Source organism: Methylobacterium terrae (assembly GCF_003173755.1).
In the GTDB taxonomy this organism is placed as follows: domain Bacteria; phylum Pseudomonadota; class Alphaproteobacteria; order Rhizobiales; family Beijerinckiaceae; genus Methylobacterium; species Methylobacterium terrae.
The window spans coordinates 4163413-4181934 of record NZ_CP029553.1; the positions used below are offsets into that span (position 1 = coordinate 4163413).

The 18522-nt window shown below is 72.3% G+C and carries 17 protein-coding genes; 9 read left to right on the forward strand and 8 right to left on the reverse strand.

Features of this window, described 5'->3' with window-relative positions; genetic code table 11:
- Positions 1-46: 46 nt before the first annotated feature.
- A complete protein-coding gene (locus DK419_RS19295; protein ID WP_109960515.1) occupies positions 47-1285 on the reverse strand; it encodes a branched-chain amino acid ABC transporter substrate-binding protein in 1239 nt (412 codons plus the stop codon).
- A gap of 248 nt (positions 1286-1533) precedes the next feature.
- On the opposite strand from DK419_RS19295, the gene DK419_RS19300 reads away from it, so the two are divergent.
- Entirely contained in the window at positions 1534-2373 is an 840-nt protein-coding gene (locus tag DK419_RS19300) for an IclR family transcriptional regulator (protein WP_109960516.1), read from the forward strand.
- Positions 2374-2381: 8 nt separating this feature from the next.
- On the opposite strand, the gene DK419_RS19305 is transcribed toward DK419_RS19300, so the two are convergent.
- On the reverse strand, positions 2382-2723 hold the full coding sequence (locus tag DK419_RS19305) for a hypothetical protein (RefSeq protein ID WP_109960517.1): 342 nt from the start codon (positions 2721-2723) through the stop codon (positions 2382-2384).
- Positions 2724-2828: 105 nt separating this feature from the next.
- Between DK419_RS19305 and DK419_RS19310 the strand changes: the two genes are divergently transcribed.
- Positions 2829-3731, forward strand: a complete 903-nt coding sequence (locus DK419_RS19310; RefSeq protein ID WP_109960518.1) for a GGDEF domain-containing response regulator — start codon at positions 2829-2831, stop codon at positions 3729-3731.
- A 7-nt stretch (positions 3732-3738) separates the two neighbouring features.
- Here DK419_RS19310 and DK419_RS19315 read toward each other — a convergent pair whose 3' ends face one another.
- Positions 3739-4521: a helix-turn-helix transcriptional regulator gene (locus tag DK419_RS19315; protein WP_109960519.1), complete on the reverse strand. Its 783-nt coding sequence runs from the start codon at positions 4519-4521 to the stop codon at positions 3739-3741.
- A gap of 104 nt (positions 4522-4625) precedes the next feature.
- Between DK419_RS19315 and DK419_RS19320 the strand changes: the two genes are divergently transcribed.
- Together DK419_RS19320 and DK419_RS19325 are read left to right on the forward strand one after the other, a co-directional pair.
- Positions 4626-5732, forward strand: a complete 1107-nt coding sequence (locus tag DK419_RS19320; RefSeq protein ID WP_109960520.1) for an alcohol dehydrogenase catalytic domain-containing protein — start codon at positions 4626-4628, stop codon at positions 5730-5732.
- A 335-nt stretch (positions 5733-6067) separates the two neighbouring features.
- Complete coding sequence (locus DK419_RS19325) at positions 6068-6730, forward strand: LuxR C-terminal-related transcriptional regulator (protein WP_109960521.1); 663 nt, start codon at positions 6068-6070, stop codon at positions 6728-6730.
- Positions 6731-6782: 52 nt separating this feature from the next.
- Here the strand turns inward: DK419_RS19325 and DK419_RS19330 are convergent, their stop codons facing one another.
- A complete protein-coding gene (locus DK419_RS19330; protein ID WP_109960522.1) occupies positions 6783-8033 on the reverse strand; it encodes a DNA topoisomerase IB in 1251 nt (416 codons plus the stop codon).
- A gap of 169 nt (positions 8034-8202) precedes the next feature.
- Here DK419_RS19330 and DK419_RS19335 point away from each other — a divergent pair, with 169 nt between their 5' ends.
- Positions 8203-9354, forward strand: a complete 1152-nt coding sequence (locus DK419_RS19335; protein ID WP_109960523.1) for a glycosyltransferase — start codon at positions 8203-8205, stop codon at positions 9352-9354.
- Positions 9354-10001, forward strand: coding sequence for a class I SAM-dependent methyltransferase (locus DK419_RS19340; RefSeq protein WP_109960524.1), 648 nt, complete (start codon positions 9354-9356; stop codon positions 9999-10001). Before DK419_RS19335 ends, DK419_RS19340 begins: the two co-directional genes overlap by 1 nt.
- Positions 10002-10215: 214 nt before the next feature.
- On the opposite strand, the gene DK419_RS19345 is transcribed toward DK419_RS19340, so the two are convergent.
- The 4 genes from DK419_RS19345 to DK419_RS19360 are packed head-to-tail and all read right to left on the reverse strand — an operon-like array spanning position 10216 to position 14246.
- A complete protein-coding gene (locus DK419_RS19345; protein ID WP_109960525.1) occupies positions 10216-11058 on the reverse strand; it encodes an ABC transporter permease in 843 nt (280 codons plus the stop codon).
- Positions 11055-11954 carry an ABC transporter permease gene (locus DK419_RS19350; RefSeq protein ID WP_245442548.1) on the reverse strand — a complete coding sequence of 300 codons (900 nt, stop codon included), beginning with the start codon at positions 11952-11954 and terminating at the stop codon, positions 11055-11057. Before DK419_RS19350 ends, DK419_RS19345 begins: the two co-directional genes overlap by 4 nt.
- Positions 11951-13018 carry an ABC transporter ATP-binding protein gene (locus DK419_RS19355; RefSeq protein WP_109960527.1) on the reverse strand — a complete coding sequence of 356 codons (1068 nt, stop codon included), beginning with the start codon at positions 13016-13018 and terminating at the stop codon, positions 11951-11953. The genes DK419_RS19350 and DK419_RS19355 overlap by 4 nt, the downstream gene beginning before the upstream one ends.
- 52 nt (positions 13019-13070) lie before the next feature.
- Positions 13071-14246 (reverse strand): ABC transporter substrate-binding protein, encoded by a 1176-nt coding sequence (locus tag DK419_RS19360; RefSeq protein ID WP_109960528.1) that lies wholly within the window; start codon positions 14244-14246, stop codon positions 13071-13073.
- A 331-nt stretch (positions 14247-14577) separates the two neighbouring features.
- Here DK419_RS19360 and DK419_RS19365 point away from each other — a divergent pair, with 331 nt between their 5' ends.
- Genes DK419_RS19365 through DK419_RS19375 form a run of 3 tightly spaced genes read left to right on the forward strand, consistent with a single transcriptional unit; the run spans position 14578 to position 18482 of the window.
- Complete coding sequence (locus tag DK419_RS19365; RefSeq protein ID WP_109960529.1) at positions 14578-15252, forward strand: 2Fe-2S iron-sulfur cluster-binding protein; 675 nt, start codon at positions 14578-14580, stop codon at positions 15250-15252.
- A 13-nt stretch (positions 15253-15265) separates the two neighbouring features.
- Complete coding sequence (locus DK419_RS19370) at positions 15266-16234, forward strand: FAD binding domain-containing protein (protein WP_109960530.1); 969 nt, start codon at positions 15266-15268, stop codon at positions 16232-16234.
- A 22-nt stretch (positions 16235-16256) separates the two neighbouring features.
- Positions 16257-18482: a xanthine dehydrogenase family protein molybdopterin-binding subunit gene (locus DK419_RS19375; RefSeq protein WP_109960531.1), complete on the forward strand. Its 2226-nt coding sequence runs from the start codon at positions 16257-16259 to the stop codon at positions 18480-18482.
- Positions 18483-18522: the final 40 nt, after the last annotated feature.

Consider the following 18522-nt stretch of genomic DNA (forward strand, 5'->3'; position numbering starts at 1 on the left):
ACGACGCGGCGCCCCGTCAGCCGGAGCGCCGCCCCGTCTCCTGCCTTCAGCTCGGCCGGTCCATCTTGCAGGTGGTCGGCAGCAGGGTGTCCTTCGCGTCGACCACGCCGTCGCCGGTCCAGCCCCAGCCGGTATTCTCGCTGTCGAGGACCTTCGACGTGTCGACCGGGCCGAAGCGCGAGATGTAGATCGGCTGGAAGATCTGGTGGTCGTCCGGCCGGATGAAGCTGTCCTTGCCGTACAGCGTGTCGTTGTGGATCGAGTCCATCGCCTTGGCGATCGCCTTCGGGTCGGTCGACTTGGCGGCCAGCGTCGCCTTCGACAGGATGTTCATCAGGTTGACGACCCGGGGATAGGTCAGCTCCTGGCCGGTCTTGGCGCGGAAGGCGAGCTCGAACTCGTGGGCGGGCTTCGAGTCGACGTTGGGGTAACCCTCGGAGATCTGATAGACGTGATCGGGGAGGTTCGCCTGCTTGATCGCCGTCGGACCGCCGGCGCCGCCGCCGTAATAGGTGTAGAACTTGGCCTGGAGCCCGGCATCGCCGGCAGCCTTCAGCAGCAGCGCCATGTCCTGCGCCCAGTTGCCGGTGATCACCGTGTCGGCGCCTGACGCCTTGATTTTGGCGATGTAGGGCGAGAAGTCGTTGACCTTCTGCAGCGGCGCGACCTCGTCGCCGACGATCTGGATGTCGGGCCGCTTCTCCTTCAGCATCGCCCGGGCCGCGGCGCGCACCGCCTGGCCGTGCGAGTAGTCCTGATTGATCAGGTAGACTTTCTTGATTTCCGGCCTGCCCTTGATGTAATTGGTCAGGGCCGCCATCTTGATGTCGGAATTGGCATCGAACCGGAAATGCCAGTAATTGCACTTGGCATTGGTCAGCGCCGGATCGACTGCGGCGTAGTTGAGATACAGGACCTCCTTGCCGGGATTGCGGTCGTTGTACTTGCCGACGAAGTCGATCAGCGCGGCGCCGACCGAGGAGCCGTTGCCCTGCACCACGATGCGGGCGCCGGAATCGATCGCCTTCTGGAGCTGGACCAGGCTCTCCTGCGGGTTGAGCTTGTTGTCGTAGCCCGTCACTTCGAGCTTCAGGTCGGCGTTCTTGGCGTTGAGCTGGTCGGCCATGAACTGGAAGGTCTTCAGCCCGGCCTCGCCGGTGCTGGCCCCGCCGCCGGAGAGCGGATCGACGAAGGCGATCTTCAGGCTCATCGGCGCGGCGAGCGCGGTCGTGGCCGCCAGGGCGACGAGGCCGGCGGCCGTGATGCGCGCGAGGGTCTTGACCAAGGCGTCCTCCTGGAATGGCGTTCCCGGTTGTTATGGGCGCGCCGCATTCGGCGTCGCCGGCGGAGTCCTGCCCGCCTTCAGCGAACACTGCCTCCCGCTACGGAGCCGGTCAAGATGCGAAATCGCAATTCGCATCGCGAAACAGGTTGCCGAAGCGCCGCCGCGCCGTCACCTTAAGGACGGCCCGGGGCGAGCCTTCGAAGACCGCGGGACGAAAGAGCACGGCCGGATCGGGGGGAGACGGCAGCATGGCACAGGCGATGGCGGCGCGCATCGACGCGACCACCCAGGTTCCGGTCGCTCAGGGCCCGGCGGAGGCCGAGGACGGCGACCGGCAGTTCGTCACCGCGCTCGCCCGCGGCCTCCAGGTGCTGCGCGCCTTCCGGGATGCCGCCGAGATGCTGGGCAACCGCGAGATCGCCGCCCGCACCGGCCTGCCGAAGCCCACGGTCTCGCGCCTGACCCACACGCTCCTGTCGCTGGGCTACCTCGTGCACGACCCGGAGGGCGAGCGCTACGGCCTCGGCCCCGCGGTGCTGGCGCTGAGCTCCGCCTTCCTGCGCCAGAACTCGTTCCCGCAGATGGTCAAGCCGTTCCTGCAGGACCTCGCCACCGCGGTGCAGGCCCACGTGGCGCTCGGCCTCCTCGACGGATTGTCGAGCGTCTACGTCCAGCTCTGGCGCGGCCAGGGCCAGCGCATCGTCCTGTCGAGCGAGGTCGGCTTCCACCTGCCGCTCGCCCGCAGCGCCATCGGCATGGCGACGCTGGCGAGCCTCGACGAGGCGGAGCGCGTCGCCCTCCTCGCGCGCCTGCGCCGCGACGGGGCCGATGCCGCGCGGCTCGACCACAACTACCGCCGCTGCGCCGACGAGATCACCCGGCACGGCTTCTGCGTCGGCATCGGGATCTGGCACCAGGACATCAACGCCGTCGCGGCGCCCCTCCACGCCCCGGGCGGGCGCGGCTCCTTCGCGGTCAACATCAGCGGTCCCGCCTTCCTGCTCACCGAGGAGGTGTTGCGCCGCGACACCGGCCCGAAGCTGATGGAGACGATCGAGCGGATGCGCTCGCTCGGGATCGTCGATTGAGAGCGCGCTCAGGGTCGCTCCTCGCCTGACGCCTCGAGCCCGGCGAACCACGCGGCGTAGGGCGTGTTGCGGGCGAGGTGCCGGTTGTAGTCCGGCGCGCCGTCCGTCCACCACGGCGGACCGCGCTCGCCGAGGCCGTGCTTGGCGGCATCGACCGCGGTGCGGGCCGCGGCCAGGGCCGCGCCGCCGTCCCCCTTGGCGTCGCGCACCGCGCGGCGGGCCCGCATCAGGTCGTGCACCAGCGCCTCGCGGCGCTCGGGCGCGAGGCCCGGGTCGCTGCGCCGCCACAGCCGCCCGCGCACCACGATGTAGCGCCCGTCCGGCGTGACCGGAGCCGCCGCCCGACCCATCACCGTAAGCTCCGCGATTGCGCGCACCGCCTTGAGGCGGCGTTAAAGCTTCGCGCGCAACCTCGTCGCCGGAAGCGGGGGCACGTCCTCCTGCCTGGGGGCGTCATGCACATCGTCGTCGTCGATCCGAGCCGGGTGGTGCTCAAGGTCATCAGCGGGCTCCTGACGCCGCGCGGCCACACCGTGGACACCTTCACGGATTCGCGCGAGGCGCTCGATTTCGTCACCGACAACGCGTCGGTCACGGCACTGATCACCAGCCTCGAGGTCCGCCCCCTCGGCGGCCTCGAACTGTGCTGGTCGGCCCGCCTGCTCGCGGACGCGCACCGTCCGCTCTACATCATCACCATGTCGTCGGCCCGCAACGCCCGCAACCTCGCGGAGGCGCTCGACAGCGGCTCGGACGACTTCATCGACAAGCCGCCGAGCCCGGAGGAGCTCTACGCCCGCCTGCGCGCCGCCGAGCGGATGACCGGGATGCAGCGCGAGCTGATCCGGCTCGCCGAGACCGACGCGCTCACCGGGCTCCTCAACCGCCGCGCCTTCCTGCAACGGGCCGGCGAGGCGGCGGACCGGGCCGGCGCCCACGGCCGCCTGTCGATGATCCTCGTCGACATCGACCACTTCAAGGCCATCAACGACCAGCACGGCCACGACGTCGGCGACATGGCGATCCGGGGCGTCGCGCAGGAACTCGTGGGGGAGGCGGGCGGCATCGCCGGGCGCCTCGGCGGCGAGGAATTCGCCCTGGCGCTGCCCGGGCGCAGCCTGGAGGAGGCCGAGGCGGCCGCCGGGCGCCTGCGGCTGCGCTGCACGCAGCTGCGCTTCAAGGGCCAGCGCGGCCCGGTGCAGCTCACCGCGAGCTTCGGCGTCAGCACTTGGTCGGAGGGCGAGACCATGGGCGGCCTGCTCAAGCGCGCCGACATCGCCCTCTACGAGGCCAAGACCACGGGGCGCAACCGGGTCGTCTCGGCGGCCACCGACCTGATCCTGGCGCGGACGGCCTGACGGCGGCTCAGCCCGGTTCGCCCGGCACGTAGACCGCGAGCTTGAGCGCGGGATCGCCGGTCGCCTGGAAGGTCGCGTAGTCGAAGACGAGGCGGCCGTGCCGGGGGTGATGCAGCACCTTGCGGCCGGTCCCGCCGCCGCGCACCTCGTGCGCCTCCCACCATCCCGCGAAGAGCGGGCAGCCCGCCGTCAGACGCTCGAGGAGATCGAGGAAGGCCGGGTCCGCCGCCGAGAGGTCGTGGACCGCGCGGAACTGCGCCACCATGCGCTGCGCCTCCTCCGCCCAGGCCTCTCCGAACAGGTCCCGGGCCCGCGCGTCGGTGAGCACGAAGAGCAGGATGTTGCGCGCCGCCCCGGGCAGGTCGTCGAAGCCGAAGAGGTCGGCGGCGGCCGCGTTCCAGGTCAGGAGGTCCCAGCGCCGGCCGGTGACGTAGGCCGGCTGGGCCATCGCGTCGACGAGGCGGCGGATCGTCGAGGGCACCGCCTCGTGCCCGAAGGCCGCGGGCCGGCCGCTCCGGGACAGGGCACGCAGGTGCGCGTGCTCGGCCTCGCTCAGGCAGAGCGCGCGCGCCAGGGCGTCGATCGTGGCGGCCGAGGGGCTGACGTCGCGCCCCTGCTCCAGGCGCACGTACCAGTCGATGCCGATGCCGGCGCGCTCGGCGACCTCCTCGCGGCGCAGGCCCGGCGTGCGGCGCCGCCGCCCCGACGGGACCGCGAGGGCGGCCGGATCGAGCTGCGCGCGGCGGGAGCGCAGGAAGTCGCCGAAGGCCTTCTGCCGGGGATCGCTCAACGTCCGCCTCGCGATGGGTGGGTCGCGTGATCCCAGGATGATACCAGTCCTTCCCGCGCTTTAGAAAAGCCTCATCCTCCGCCCGTTTCCACGGGAGAAGAGAGATGAGAGCTGCCGTGCTCAAGGCGTTCGGGTCGCCGCTCGCCGTCGAGGAGGTGCAAGATCCGGTGATCGGGACCGGCGAGGTGATCGTCGACGTCGCGGCCGCCCCGGTCCTGCCCTACGCCGACGAGGTCTTCTCGGGCGCGCGCCGGTACCTGCTGCCGGTGCCCGTCATCCCCGGCTGCGGGGCGATCGGCCGGGTGCGCGCAGTCGGACCCGACGCGACGGTGCTGCGCGTCGGCGACTGGGTGTTCTGCGATCCGACCGTGCGCTCGCGCGACGACGCGGCCATGCCCGACATCGTGCTCCAGGGCTGGAGCGCGCGGGGCGAGGGCGGGCAGCGGCTCCAGGCCTACCACCGGGACGGCGCCTTCGCCGAGCAGGTGCGCGTGCCGACCGAGAACGCGGTCCGCATCGGCCCGATCGCGGCGGCGGAGGCCGGGCGCTGGTGCGCGATCACCACCCTGCTCGTCCCCTATGGCGGCCTCCTGGCCGCGGATCTCCGGGCCGGCGAGACGGTGCTGGTCAGCGGCGCGACCGGCCATTTCGGCAGCGCCGCCGTCGCGGTCGCCCTCGCCATGGGGGCGGGCTGCGTCGTCGCCCCGGGCCGCAACGCGGTGGTCCTCGCCGATCTCGTCCGGCGCTTCGGCGACCGGGTCCGCCCCGTGGCGCTGACCGGCGACGAGGCGGCCGACCGCGCCCGGATGATGGCGGCCGCACCCGGGCCGATCGACTGCGTGCTCGACATCCTGCCGCCCTCGGTCGACGCGCGGGTCGTGCGCGCGGCGGTGATGAGCGTGCGGCCCCACGGGCGGGTGGTGCTGATGGGCGGCGTCGGCATGCTCGGCGGGGGCGACCTGGCGCTGCCCTATCCGTGGATCATGCGCAACGACGTCACGGTGCGGGGCAAGTGGATGTACCCGCCGGACGCGGTGGGACGCATGGTCGGGCTCGTCCGCGGCGGCCTCCTGCGGCTGGAGGAATACGCCGCGACGGCGTTCCCCCTCGACGCGGCGGACGAGGCGGTCGCGCACGCCGCCGCGCATGGCGGTCCGTTCCGCCTGACCGTGCTGCGCCCGGACGCCGCACGCGCGACGCCGGCCGGGTGAGGCGGCACGGCGACCGGCCAAGCCGTCCGGGGAACGGGCGGTTCCGGCGCGCGTCGTCCCGGCCTGCTCCAATGCGGGAAAGTACCGAGGCCCGCGTTCCAAAACGGGGCCGGTCCGGCGGGCGCCGTCCGGGATCCTCGCGCTCGCACAGGCTCCGCTTTCGCGACATCCTGCCGCGGAGTCGGTCTACCTAGGCACTTCTCCCCTCGGCGGCGTCGCCGCGGCTCCACCAATCCACCCCGAGTCGCCGCGCGCCGGGGCCAAGTGGAACGGGGCTTGATCGGACTCCTCCGTGGACACCGCGCCTGTATCGCGCTGGGACGGAGGCAAGCGGCATGAGTGACGCCGTCAGGGTTCTGATCATCAACGAGCCGTCGGATCTCGGCGCCGCCTTCCGGGCGACGCTCGAACACGCCCCGGCATTGCGGACCGTGGGCGAGGAGGAGCTGGAAGAACCCGGCTCGACTTGCGTCATCCTGGCCTTCTCGCCCGAGATCGGCCCGGCGGCCCTGGCGGCCCTGCGCGAGCGGGCGCCGCAGGCCCGGATCCTGGTGGCATTCCAGGCCGCCGACGCGGCCGAGATCGGCCGGCTCGCGGCGGCCGGCGCCGACGCCTTCGTGGCTCGCTGCGCGCCCCCGCGCGACATCTGCGCGGCGATCCTGGCGCTCGCCCGCGGCCTGCCGCTGCACGAGGGCGACGCGGAGGTCCCGGCCCCCGAGGCGGTGGTGGCCGAGAGCCTCGGCCTGACCCCGCGCGAGGCCGAGGTGCTGCGCTTCCTCAGCGCCGGCTTCAGCAACAAGGAGGTGGCGCGCCGCCTCACCGTCAGCGTGCGCACCGTCGAGACGCACCGGCTCAACCTGCGCCGCAAGACCAAGACCGGCCGGCTCAAGGACCTGGTGCAGCTCGCCCGGCAGATCGGCCTCGCGCCGGTACTGGAGGGCGAGGCCCGGCCGCTGCGGCGCCTCGCCCACGAGGCCCACGGCGCCGTCCCTCACTGAGGGGCGGCGCTGGGGCGGGCCTCGTCGAGGACCGCCGCCATCCGGGCCGGGATCAGGCGGCCTTGCGGGCCGCCGGCTTGCCCGATCCCTTGCCCGATCCCTTGCCGGTCCGGGATCCACCCTTGACCGAGCGCCCCTTGGTCTCCTTGCCCGCGTCCTTGCCGCTCGCGTCCTTGGCCCGCGTGGTCCGGGGCGCCGCCTTCGCCTCCTGCTCCGCCCGGGCGAGGCGGCCCTGGAGCAGGCCGAGCACCGCCGTCTCCTCCGGGCGCAGGCTGGCGATCTCGTCGCGCAGGGCCGCCTCGACCTCGTCCTTGACGTGGAGCAGCAGCTCGCCCTCGAGGTAGCAGCCCAGGATCTCCGGGTGGATGTAGCACTTGCGGCAGATCGTCGGCGTGTTGCCGAGCCGCTCGGCCACCCGCTCGATCGCCGCGCGCACGTTGCGCTTGGCCACCGCCTGGCTGTCGAAGGTCTCGAACTCGCGCAGCGCCATGGCGGCGAGCACGGTGCCCGACCAGGTGCGGAAGTCCTTGGCGGTGATGTCGCGCCCGGTGATCTCGCGGAGATACGCGTTCACGTCGGCCGAGGTCACGTCCCGCTGCACGCCGTCCTCGTCGAGGTACTGGAACAGCTCCTGGCCCGGCAGGTCCTGGCAGGCCTTGACGATCCGCGCCACCCGCCGGTCGTGGACCGCCAGCTCCCAGACCTTGTTGCTCTTGCCCTTGAAGCGGAACTTCAGCTCCTTCCCCTCGATCCTGACGTGCGGGTCGCGCAGGGTGGTGAGGCCGTAGCTCTTGTTCTGCTTGGCGTAATCGTCGTTGCCGACCCGGATCAGGGTGGTCTCGAGCAGGTGGACCACGGTCGCCAGCACCTTCTCGCGCGGCAGCCCGCGCCGGCCCATATGCTCTTCCACCGTCGCGCGCAGGCCCGGCAGCACCTCCGCGAAGGTCATCATGTGGGCGAACTTGGTGCTCTCCCGGGCCTGGCGGAACTCGGGATGGTAGCGGTACTGCTTGCGACCGCGGGCATCGCGCCCGGTCGCCTGGATGTGGCCGTTGGCGTGGCGGCAGATCCACACGTCGGTATAGGCCGGCGGGATCGCCAGGGCCTTGATCCGCGCCAGCGCCTTCTCGTCCCGCACCCGGGTGCCGCTCGAATCGACGTAGGCGAAGCCGCGGCCGTTGCGCTTGCGGCGGAAGCCCGGCTCCTCGTCGCTGACGTAACGCAGGCCCGCCTCGCGGGCGGCGTCACGGGTGTCGACGCGATCCTCGGCGGCAGGCTCCGCCATCTCGGGATCCGACAGCATGGGCGTTTCCAACCTCACGGAGTTCCAGTGGGGTTCAACCGGCGCCCGGCCGCGCCGGTTCCTACCGACGCGGAGTATCCGGCGGGATCCGCGGGCAGGTTTCCCCGCGCAGGTATCCCCCGGCCGCGCCGCGGGTTAGGGAGGGCGGGACGAAGCGGGAGAGCATCGGGTGCAGCCACAGGACGCGGCGGGAGACGGGGGCAAGGCACACGTCGCCTTCGTGGTCACCGAGGATTGGTTCTTCGCCTCGCACTTCCTGCCGATGGCCCGCGCCGCCGTGGCGGCCGGCCACCCGGTCTCGGTCGTCACCCGGGTGCGGGCGCATCGCGACGTGATCGCCGCGACCGGCGCCCGGGTGGTGGAGCTGGAGGCCGAGCGGTCGAGCCTCAACCCAATGGCGGCGGGCTACGCCGCCGGCCAGCTCGCGGCGATCCTGAAGGCCCTCAAGGCCGACATCGTCCACTGCATCGCGCTGCGCGGCATCCTGGTCGGGGGTGCTGCGGCAACGCTCGCCGGCATTCCGTCGCGGGTCTACGCGCTGACCGGCCTCGGGCTGATCGGCGCCCGGAAGGACCGGGCCGGGCGGCTCGCCCGCAGCGCCCTGCGCCTCTTGATCCGCGGGCCGCTCGAGACGGCACGCACCCGCTACCTGTTTGAGAACCCGGACGACGCGCGGCTGCTCGGCCTCGATCCGGAGAGCCCGCGCGTCACGGTCGTCGGCGGCGCCGGCATCGACCCGGACGCGTGGGTGCCCGCACCCCTCCCCCCCGCCCCGCACCTCACGATCGCGCTCACCGCCCGGATGCTGTGGTCGAAGGGGGTCGACACCGCGGTCGAGGCCGCGCGCCGCGCGAGGGCCGAGGGCGCGAACCTGGAACTCGCCCTCTACGGCGCGCCCGATCCCTCGAACCGCCGCGCCATCCCCGAGGCCACCCTGCGGGACTGGTCTCGCGACGGGGTCACCTGGCACGGCGCCACCGACGACGTCGCCGGCGCGCTGGCCCGCGCCCACGTCGCCTGCCTGCCCTCGCGCGGCGGCGAAGGCCTGCCGCGGGCCCTGCTGGAGGCCGCGGCGAGCGGACGGGCGATCCTCACCACCGACGTGCCGGGCTGCCGGACCCTGGTGCGCGACGGGGTCGAAGGGTTGGTCGTGCCGCCGGACGACCCCGCGCCGCTCGCCGCCGCGATGGCGCGGCTGTCCGCCGACCCCGCCCTCGTCGCCCGGATGGGCGCGGCCGCCCGGGCCCGGATCGTCGAGGGCGGCTTCACCGAGGCGGCGGTGACGGACGCCGTGCTGCGGCTCTACGCCGAGCTCGCCTGATGGACCCGCTCGCCTTCATCCGCGCCCACACGGCACTCCGCCCGGTGCCGCATGCCCCGGCGATCCGCCTCCACGTCGCCGACGAGGCGACGGAGTTGTGGGGCCGCACCGAGGAGGAGCTCGGCGAGATCGGCCTGCCGCCGCCATTCTGGGCCTTCGCCTGGGCCGGCGGCCAGGCGCTCGCGGCCTACGTGCTGGAGAACCCCGAGACCGTGGCGGGCGCTCGCGTCCTCGACTTCGCCTCGGGGTCGGGCCTCGTCGCCATCGCGGCGGCGATAGCGGGCGCGGCATCGATCGAGGCGAGCGACCTCGATCCCTTCGCGCTCGCGGCGATCGGCCTCAACGCGGCCGTGAACGGCGTGTCGGACCGCATCGCCGCGAAAGGCGCCGACCTGATCGGCCGCGACGAGGGCTGGGATTGCGTGCTCGCCGCCGACATCTTCTACGAGCGCGACCTCGCCGCGCGGGTCGGCGACTGGCTGGCCGCTCTCCACGCCCGCGGCGCCCGGGTGCTCCTCGGCGATCCGGGCCGGGCCTACCTGCCGAAGGAGAGGCTGGAGAATCTCGCGACCTACGAGGTGCCGGTGACCCGGGCGCTGGAGGATGCCGAGATCAAGCGCACGGGGGTGTGGCGGTTCCGGGGGTGAGGACGCGGGTCTTTCGGGTCGGCGCGTGATCTCGGCGTGGCGTCGCGACCCCGGCCCCTCGACCGGGCGCGCCACGGGACGGACGGTTACGAGCTGCGGTGCTCGCGCTTGCTCGCGACCCGATCCGGACCCTCGTACTGTCAAGCGGATCGGGTGGGGCCCCGAAGCCTCAACCCCTCCGCGAGCCGAAATCGGGGCTCGGACCGAAAGCCCCTCAATGCGCCGCCGGCTGCTTGGCCCGCGCGACGATCTGCGTCGGGTTGACGAAGCGCAGGGCGACCACCAGCCAGACCAGCGTCAGCGCCATGTAGACCACCGCCATCGCGTCGATCGACTGCCCGGCCCGGACGCCCGCGGCGAAGACCGCGTAGTAGAGCGCCACCACCAGGGTCTGGCTCGTCGGCCCGGCGACCAGGAAGGTCAGCTCGAACATCGCGATGGTGCGCACCAGCACCAGGAGCAGGGCCGCCAGGATGCCGGGGATCAGCAGCGGCAGCAGCACCCGCAGGAAGAGCTGGCGCGTGCCGGCGCCGAAGACCCGGGCCGCCGCCTCGATGCGCGGGTCGATCTGCTCGATGAACGGGATCATCACCAGCACCACGAAGGGCACGCTCGGCACGAGGTTGGCCAGCACCACGCCCCACAGCGTGCCGGCGAGGCCCGTCTGGTACAGCACCGTGGCGAGCGGGATGCCGTAGGTGATCGGCGGCACGAGCAGCGGCAGCAGGAACACCAGCATCACCAGCCGCTTGCCCGGAAAGTCGCGCCGCGCCAGCGCGTAGGCCGCCGTGACGCCGAGGAGCCCGGAGAGGAGCACCACCAGGAACACCACCTGGAGCGTCACCACCAGCACCTCGCCGAGCTGGAACTCGTCCCAGGCCGAGGCGTACCAGCGGGTGGTGAAGCCGAGCGGCAGCCAGGTGCCGAGCCAGCGCGTGGCGAAGGAGTTGAGCACCACCGCGGCGATCATCGCCAGGAGGTTGAGGCAGAACAGCAGCGTGACGGCCCAGACCGCCATCCGCCACAGGCGCGAGCCGAGGCCGGTGTCGCGGATCATCCCTTGGTGCCTCCGACCGGGCCCGTGTAGAACAGCGTGCGCGCCCAGAGCAGGGCCGCCACGATGGCGAGCTGCACCGCGCCCATGATCATCGCGATCGCCGAGGCGAGCGAATAGTCGTACTCCTCGAAGGCGGCCTGGTAGGCGGCGATCGAGATCACCCGCGTGGCGCCGGCCGGCGCGCCGAGCAGCACCGCCGAGGGAAATACCGAGAAGGCCTGGACGAAGGACAGGCAGAAGGTCACGGCGAGGCCCGGCAGGATCAGCGGCAGGATGACCTTCGTGAAGCGCTGCCAGGCATTGGCCCCGTGCGTCGCCGCCGCCTGCTCGAGCGCCGGGTCGATGCCGGTGACCGAGGAGAGCGTGAGCAGGAACGCGAACGGGAAGCCGGTGATGAGGAGCGAGGCGAAGACGCCCCAGTAGTTGTTGGTGAGCTTCAACGGGCCCGCGATCAGCCCGAGCCAGACCAGCGAGCGGTTGAACCAACCCTGAGGCCCGAGGAAGTTGAGCAGGCCCTCCGCCACCAGCACCGTGCCGAGCGTGATCGGCAGGACCAGGATCGTGGTGAGAAGGCGCTGACGGCGCATCAGCCGCACGCGCAAGGCGATCGGGACCGCCAGCGCGAGGTTGAGCAACGTCACCGGCAGCGCGAGGCGCAAGGTGGCGCCGATCGTGTCGGACAGGAACGGGTCGGAGAAGAAGCGGGCGTAGTTCGCCCAGAAGGCGCCGGCCTTCGGCTGCAGCGACAAGACGAGCCCGTAGGCGAACGGATAGACGAACAGCCCGAGGATCGCGAGGAGGGCCGGCAGCACCAGGAGCGTGGTGCCGTCGAGGCCGCGGGCGGCGAGGCGCACCACGAGCGGCGGCCTCTCGGCGGGGGGTGAAGCCGAGGTCACGCGGCCTCGCCCGGGAAGACCAGGATCCGCGGCGAGGCGGCGGCGAGGCGCAGGGCCTCGTCCTGCGCCACCGCCCGGTCTGAGCGGAAGTACAGCTCGGTCCCGTCCTGCGCCACGGCGGTGCCGAAGAAGGCCCGGCCGCGATACTCGATGCTGGCGACCTGGGCCGGCAGGCCCTCGGCCGCGGGCGTCAGGTCCTCCGGGCGGATCGCCGCGACCGCGGGGGCGCCGGGGCTCAAGCGCTCCCGCAGGATGCCGGCGAGCCGGGTGCCGCAGACCTCGACCTCGGCCCGGTCGCCGTCGACCGCGATCGTGCGGCCGCGCAGGCGGTTGCGAAAACCCATGAAGTCGGCGACGTCCGGGTGGCTGGGTCGCTCGTAGAGGTCCTCCGGCGTGCCGACCTGGCGGATGCGCCCGTCGCGCATCACCACGATCCGGTCGGCCATCGACAGGGCCTCGTCCTGGTCGTGGGTGACGTAGATCGTGGTCGAGCCGATGGCGTCGTGGATGCGGCGGATCTCGGCCCGCATCTCGAGGCGCAGCTTGGCGTCGAGGTTCGACAGGGGCTCGTCCATCAGCACCACCGGCGGCTCGATCACGATCGCCCGGGCGATGGCGACCCGCTGCTGCTGGCCGCCGGACATCTGGCCCGGGAGCTTTCCCGCCTGCGATTGCAGCCGCACGAGAGCCAGCGCGTCGTCGACGCGGCGCGCGGCCTCCTGGCCCTTGATGCCCCGCATGGCGAGGCCGAAGCCGACATTCTTCGCCACGTTCATGTGCGGGAACAGGGCGTAGCTCTGGAACACCATGCCGAAGCCGCGCTCCTCCGGCTTCAGCCGGTCGATGCGGCGCTCGCCGAGGTGGATCGACCCGCCGGTGAGCGGCAGCAGCCCGGCGATGCAGTTGAGCGCCGTCGACTTGCCGCAGCCCGACGGCCCGAGGAGGGCGATGAACTCGCCCCCCCTGATCGTCAGGTCGAGCCCGTCGAGGGCGGTCATCGCGCCGAACCGGCGGCTCAGGCCGCTCAAGCACAGATCCTGCGGCGCCCCGTATTGGCCTGCCATCCCCCGTCCCTCCCCTGCCGCGTCGCGCCTCTGCCGGGCGCGGATCGCGGGCTCACCGCTTCTTGCCGGAGCCGACCTGCTCGTCCCAGCGGCGGAAGGCCACCACCAGCTTGTCGGGGTCGAGCGGCATCTCGATCGGGGTCTCGGCGATCATCCGGTCGTATTCCGGCCGGCCGAATTCCTTCAGGGCCGCGCGGCTCTCCGGCGGGGCCATGTCGAGGGTGACGCCCTTCACGGCGGGGCCGGGATAGAAGTAGCCCTCGTCGTAGGTGTAGGCCTGCTGCGCCGGCTGGAGCAGGAACGCCATCAGGTCGAGGACGACCGCCAGCTTCTCGTCGGCTACGCCCTTCGGCACCGCCATGTAGTGGGCGTCGGCCACCCAGCGGAAGTTCTTCAGGGTCCCGACCCTGGCCTCCGCCGGCACGACGCCGAGCACCCGGGGGTTGATGTCCCAGCCGGTGGTCGAGACCACGATGTCGCGGCTGCCCTCGCCGAGTTCCTTCATCGTCTGCGAGGTGCCGCCCGGGTAGTAGTCGACCGTCTCGCCGATCGCCTTCAGGTACTCCCAGGTCTTGTCCCAGCCCTTGTCCGGGTCGCTCGGGTTCGTGTCGCCGAGGATGTAGGGCAGGCCCATGATCCAGGTGCGGCCGGGGCCGGAATTCGCCGGGCGGGCATACATGAACTTGCCCTTGTTCTGGCGCGCCCAGGCCAAAAGCTCCTCGGCGGTGGTCGGCACCGTCTTCACCCGCTCGGGCATGTACTCGATCAGCGGCCCGGACGGGTACCAGGCGACGCACAGGCCCTGGTCCTGCGCCAGGCCGTTCAGCCGGAGCGCGGCGGGCTGGTAGATGTCGGCGGGCTTCGGCAGCTGGCCGGCATGGACTTTGAGGTCGACCCAGAGCTTCTGCTCGATGCCGGCGGCGATGCCGTCGGTGCCGGTGAGCACGAGGTCGATGTCGACCCGCCCGGCGGCCTGCTGCGCCTTGAGCTTCGAGGGCAGTTCCGGCGCCGGCGCCTTGGTGAAGGCGAAGCGCGAGACGATGCCGGGCCGCGCCCGGCGATAGGCCTCGATCGCCTTCTGGGTCAGGGCGAGGTTGCCGGCGACGTCGACCACCGTGACGACGACGGGCGACTTCGGCATCGGGAGCTGCGCGAAGGCCCGGCCCGAGACGGCGAGCCCCGCTCCGGCCGCGAGACCCGCGACCGCGCTGCGGCGTGTGATCGTCATGTTTCCCCCGGAATTCCCGTGCGGGCTCTGGCGGCCCTCGGACGGCGACGGATCGCACCGCCGCGACCTTACGGAAATCGACGGTACGGGCCGCGCCGCAGCGGGTCGCCCCGCCTTGTTCACCACATTGGTGCACTAATATTTCAGAGCGTCAAGCCCGTTGACGCAAAGGAGGGGAATGCCCGTCCGTCCCGCCTCCCCGCACGCCATGCCGCACCCGGGGCCGGGACCCGGCCGCCCGGCCGGACGTTTGGTGAGCGATCGCGTCGCGGCCCAGCGGCTGCGCCGGCGCCCCGCTGCGCCGCACCTCGTTTCCGCGCCGGGAGGCACCATGGACAAGCCCGATTCCGCGCCGCGCCTGACGCGCCGGAGCCTTCTCGAGAGCGGCGTCGCGGCAGCGGCGGTGCTCGGCTTCTCCGGCCGCGGCGAGGCCGCGACCCCGCCCGGGATGCCGGCGCCCCCGGCGCTCGCCGCCGAGCCGGCGACGCCGCGCCTGCCCGTGACCCTTCAGGTCAACGGGCAGGCCCGCCCCCTCGAGGTCGATCCGCGCACCACGCTCCTCGACGCGCTGCGCGAGCGCATCGGGCTCACCGGCTCGAAGAAGGGCTGCGACCACGGCCAGTGCGGCGCCTGCACGGTGCTGGTCAATGGGCGGCGGATCAATTCCTGCCTGACGCTCGCGGTGATGCACGAGGGCGACGAGATCAGGACGATCGAGGGCCTGGCGGAGGGCGACGCCCTGCACCCGCTCCAGGCCGCCTTCGTCAAGCATGACGGCTTCCAGTGCGGCTACTGCACGCCGGGCCAGATCTGCTCGGCCGCCGGCATGCTGGCCGAGGCCAGGGCCGGCTGGCCCAGCACCGTGACGCAGGACCTGACCGCGACGGTCGCCCTGACCGATGCGGAGATCCGCGAGCGGATGAGCGGAAACATCTGCCGCTGCGCCGCCTACCCGAACATCGTCGCGGCGATCCGCGACGCCGGCGGCACCGCGACCCGGCTCTGAGGGAGGGCGTCCCATGAAGGCTTTCACCTACGAGCGCCCCGCCACCGTGGCGGACGCCGCCAAGGCGGTTCTCGCGCAACCGAACGCCCGCTTCATCGCCGGCGGCACCAACCTCCTCGACCTGATGAAGCTGCAGATCGAGACGCCGACCCACCTCGTCGACGTCAACCGCCTGCCGCTCGACCGGATCGAGGCGACGTCCGACGGTGGGATTCGCATCGGCGCGATGGTGCGCAACGCCGATCTCGCGGCGGACGAGCGGGTGCGGCGCGACTACGGCGTGCTCTCGCGCGCGCTCCTCGCCGGCGCCTCGGGCCAGCTGCGCAACAAGGCGACCACCGCCGGCAACCTCCTGCAGCGCACCCGCTGCCCGTACTTCTACGACACCGCGATGCCGTGCAACAAACGCCAGCCCGGCTCCGGCTGCTCGGCGATTCAGGGCTTCAACCGCATCCTGGCGGTGGTCGGCACGTCCGAGCACTGCATCGCGACCCACCCCTCCGACATGGCGGTGGCGATGCGGGCGCTCGACGCCACGGTCGAGACCGCGACGCCGGAGGGGGCGGAGCGGAAGATCCCGATCGCCGACCTGCACCGGCTGCCCGGCGACACGCCGCAGGTCGAGACCAATCTGAAGCCCGGCGAGATCATCACCGCCGTCACCCTGCCGGCCCCGGTCAAGGGCCGCCACGTCTACCGCAAGGTGCGCGACCGGGCGTCCTACGCCTTCGCCCTGGTCTCGGTGGCGGCCGTCATCGAGGCCGACGGCGACAAGGTGCGGTCCGCCCGCCTCGCCTTCGGCGGCCTCGCCCACAAGCCCTGGCGGGTGGCCGAGGCGGAGGAGGCGCTGGTGCGCGAGGGCGTCGGGGCCGCCGGCGAGGCGGCGCTCAAGGGCGCCCGCGGCTACGGCGCCAACGACTTCAAGATCCCGCTCGCCAAGCGCACCCTCGCGGCCGCGGTCGCGGAAGCGATGCGCGCCTGATCGCCGGATCCGGAGAACAGCCATGGACATGAGCCAGCCGATCGGCGTCACGCCCCTCGACACGCAAGCGAACGGCCCGGTGGGCCAGCCGATCGACCGCGTCGACGGCCCCCTGAAGGTCACGGGCCGCGCCACTTACGCCTACGAGAGCCGGGAGATGGCGAATCCCGGCTACGGCTTCGTCGTCACGGCGACGATCGCCAAGGGCCGCATCCGCGACATCGACACCGCGGCCGCCGAGCGGATGCCGGGCGTCGTGCACGTCCTGACCCACCGCAACGTGCCGGCCCAGGGCGAGAAGAAGGAGCAGGTCGGCCCGCTCCTGACCGACACCGAGATCAGGCACTGGGGCCAGCCGGTCGCGCTGGTGGTGGCCGAGAGCTTCGAGGAGGCCCGCGCCGCGGCCGCCGTCGTGCGCGTCGCGTACGACGAGCAGAAGGGCGCCTACGTGCTCGCCGACGCGCTGGCCGAGGCGAGGAAGCCCGAGAAGGCGAGGACGCCGCCGGATTCGTCCCTCGGCGATTTCGAGGCCGGCTTCGCGGCGGCCCCGGTCAGAATCGACGCGCGCTACACCACGCCGGTGCAGAGCCACGCGATGATGGAGCCGCACGCCACGCTCGCGGCCTGGGAGGGCGATCGGGTCACGCTCATCACCGCCAACCAGATGCCGAATCGCGGCCAGGACGCGCTCGCCTCGGTGTTCAAGCTGCCGAAGGACAATGTGCGGTTGATCAGCCGCTTCATCGGCGGCGGCTTCGGCGGCAAGCTCCAGCCCCAGGCCGACGCGATCCTGGCGGCGCTCGCCTCGAAGAACCTGAACGGCCGGCCGGTGAAGATCGCGCTCACCCGCCAGCAGGTCTTCCACGTCACGACCCGGCGCTCGGACACGGTGCAGCGCGTCCGCCTCGGCGCCGGCCGGGACGGCAAGCTGACCGCCATCGCGCACGAATCCTGGTCCGACACCTCCCCGGGCGACAGCTTCTTCGAGACCTCGGCCAACGTCACCCGCTCGCTCTACGCGGCGCCCAACCGCCTGACGGCGCACCGGCTGGCCAACCTCAACCTGCCGATGGCCTCCTCGATGCGGGCGCCCGGCGAGGCGGTCGGCATGCTGGCCTTCGAGTGCGCGATGGACGAGCTCGCCGAGGCGCTGAACCTCGACCCGATCGAACTGCGCATCCGCAACGAGCCGGCGCAGGACCCGGAAAAGCACGTCCCGTTCTCGACCCGCCAGCTCGTGCCCTGCCTGCGCGAGGGCGCGCGGCTGTTCGGCTGGGACCGGCGCAACCCGAAACCCGGCGCGACCCGGGACGGGCAGTGGCTGGTCGGCACCGGCGTCTCGGCGGCGGCGCGCCTCAACCCGCTCCAGCCCGCCAAGGCGCGGGTGCGCCTCGACCCCGACGGGACGCTCACCGCCCGGATGGCGATGACCGATATCGGCACCGGCACCTACACGATCCTGAGCCAGATCGCCGCCGAGATGCTGGGCGTGAAGGTCTCGCAGGTGCGGATGATCCTCGGCGACACCGCCGATCCGATGTCGTCGGGCTCCGGCGGCTCGTTCGGTGCGGCCTCGTCCGGCTCGGCCCTCTACATGGCCTGCGAGAGCTTGCGCGGGCAGCTCCTGGCGAAGACCGACCTGGAGCCGAAGAATGCGGTCTTCACCGGGGGCCGGATCGTCTCGGGCAACCGCTCGGCGGCCCTGCGCGACCTGATCGGCGCCGGATTGGAGGCGGAAGGCGAGATCAAGCCGGGCGAGAACGAGAAGAAATTCTCGCAGTATTCCTACGGCGCGCATTTCGCCGAGGTCGGCGTCGATGCCGATACCGGCGAGATCCGCCTGCGGCGGATGCTCGGCGTGTTCACCGGCGGGCGCATCCTCAACCCGAAGACCGCGCGCTCGCAGGCAATCGGCGGCATGGTGTTCGGCGTCGGCGCCGCGCTCATGGAGGCGGTCGAGGTCGATTCCCGCTACGGCACCTTCGTCAACCACGACCTCGCCGAGTACCACGTGCCGGTCCACGCCGACCTGCCGGAGATCGACGCGGTGTTCCTGCCCGAGCTCGACGACAAGGCGAACCCGCTGAAGAGCAAGGGCTTAGGCGAGCTCGGCATCTGCGGGGCGGGCGCCGCGGTGGCGAACGCGGTCTACCACGCGACGGGCATCCGGATCCGGGACTATCCGCTGACCCTGGACAAGATCCTGGAGGGGTTCACGGCCAAGGAGACCGGGCAGCGGCGGGCGTAATATGAATCAGCATTGAGCGGCGTCAAAGAGCCCTCCCGCC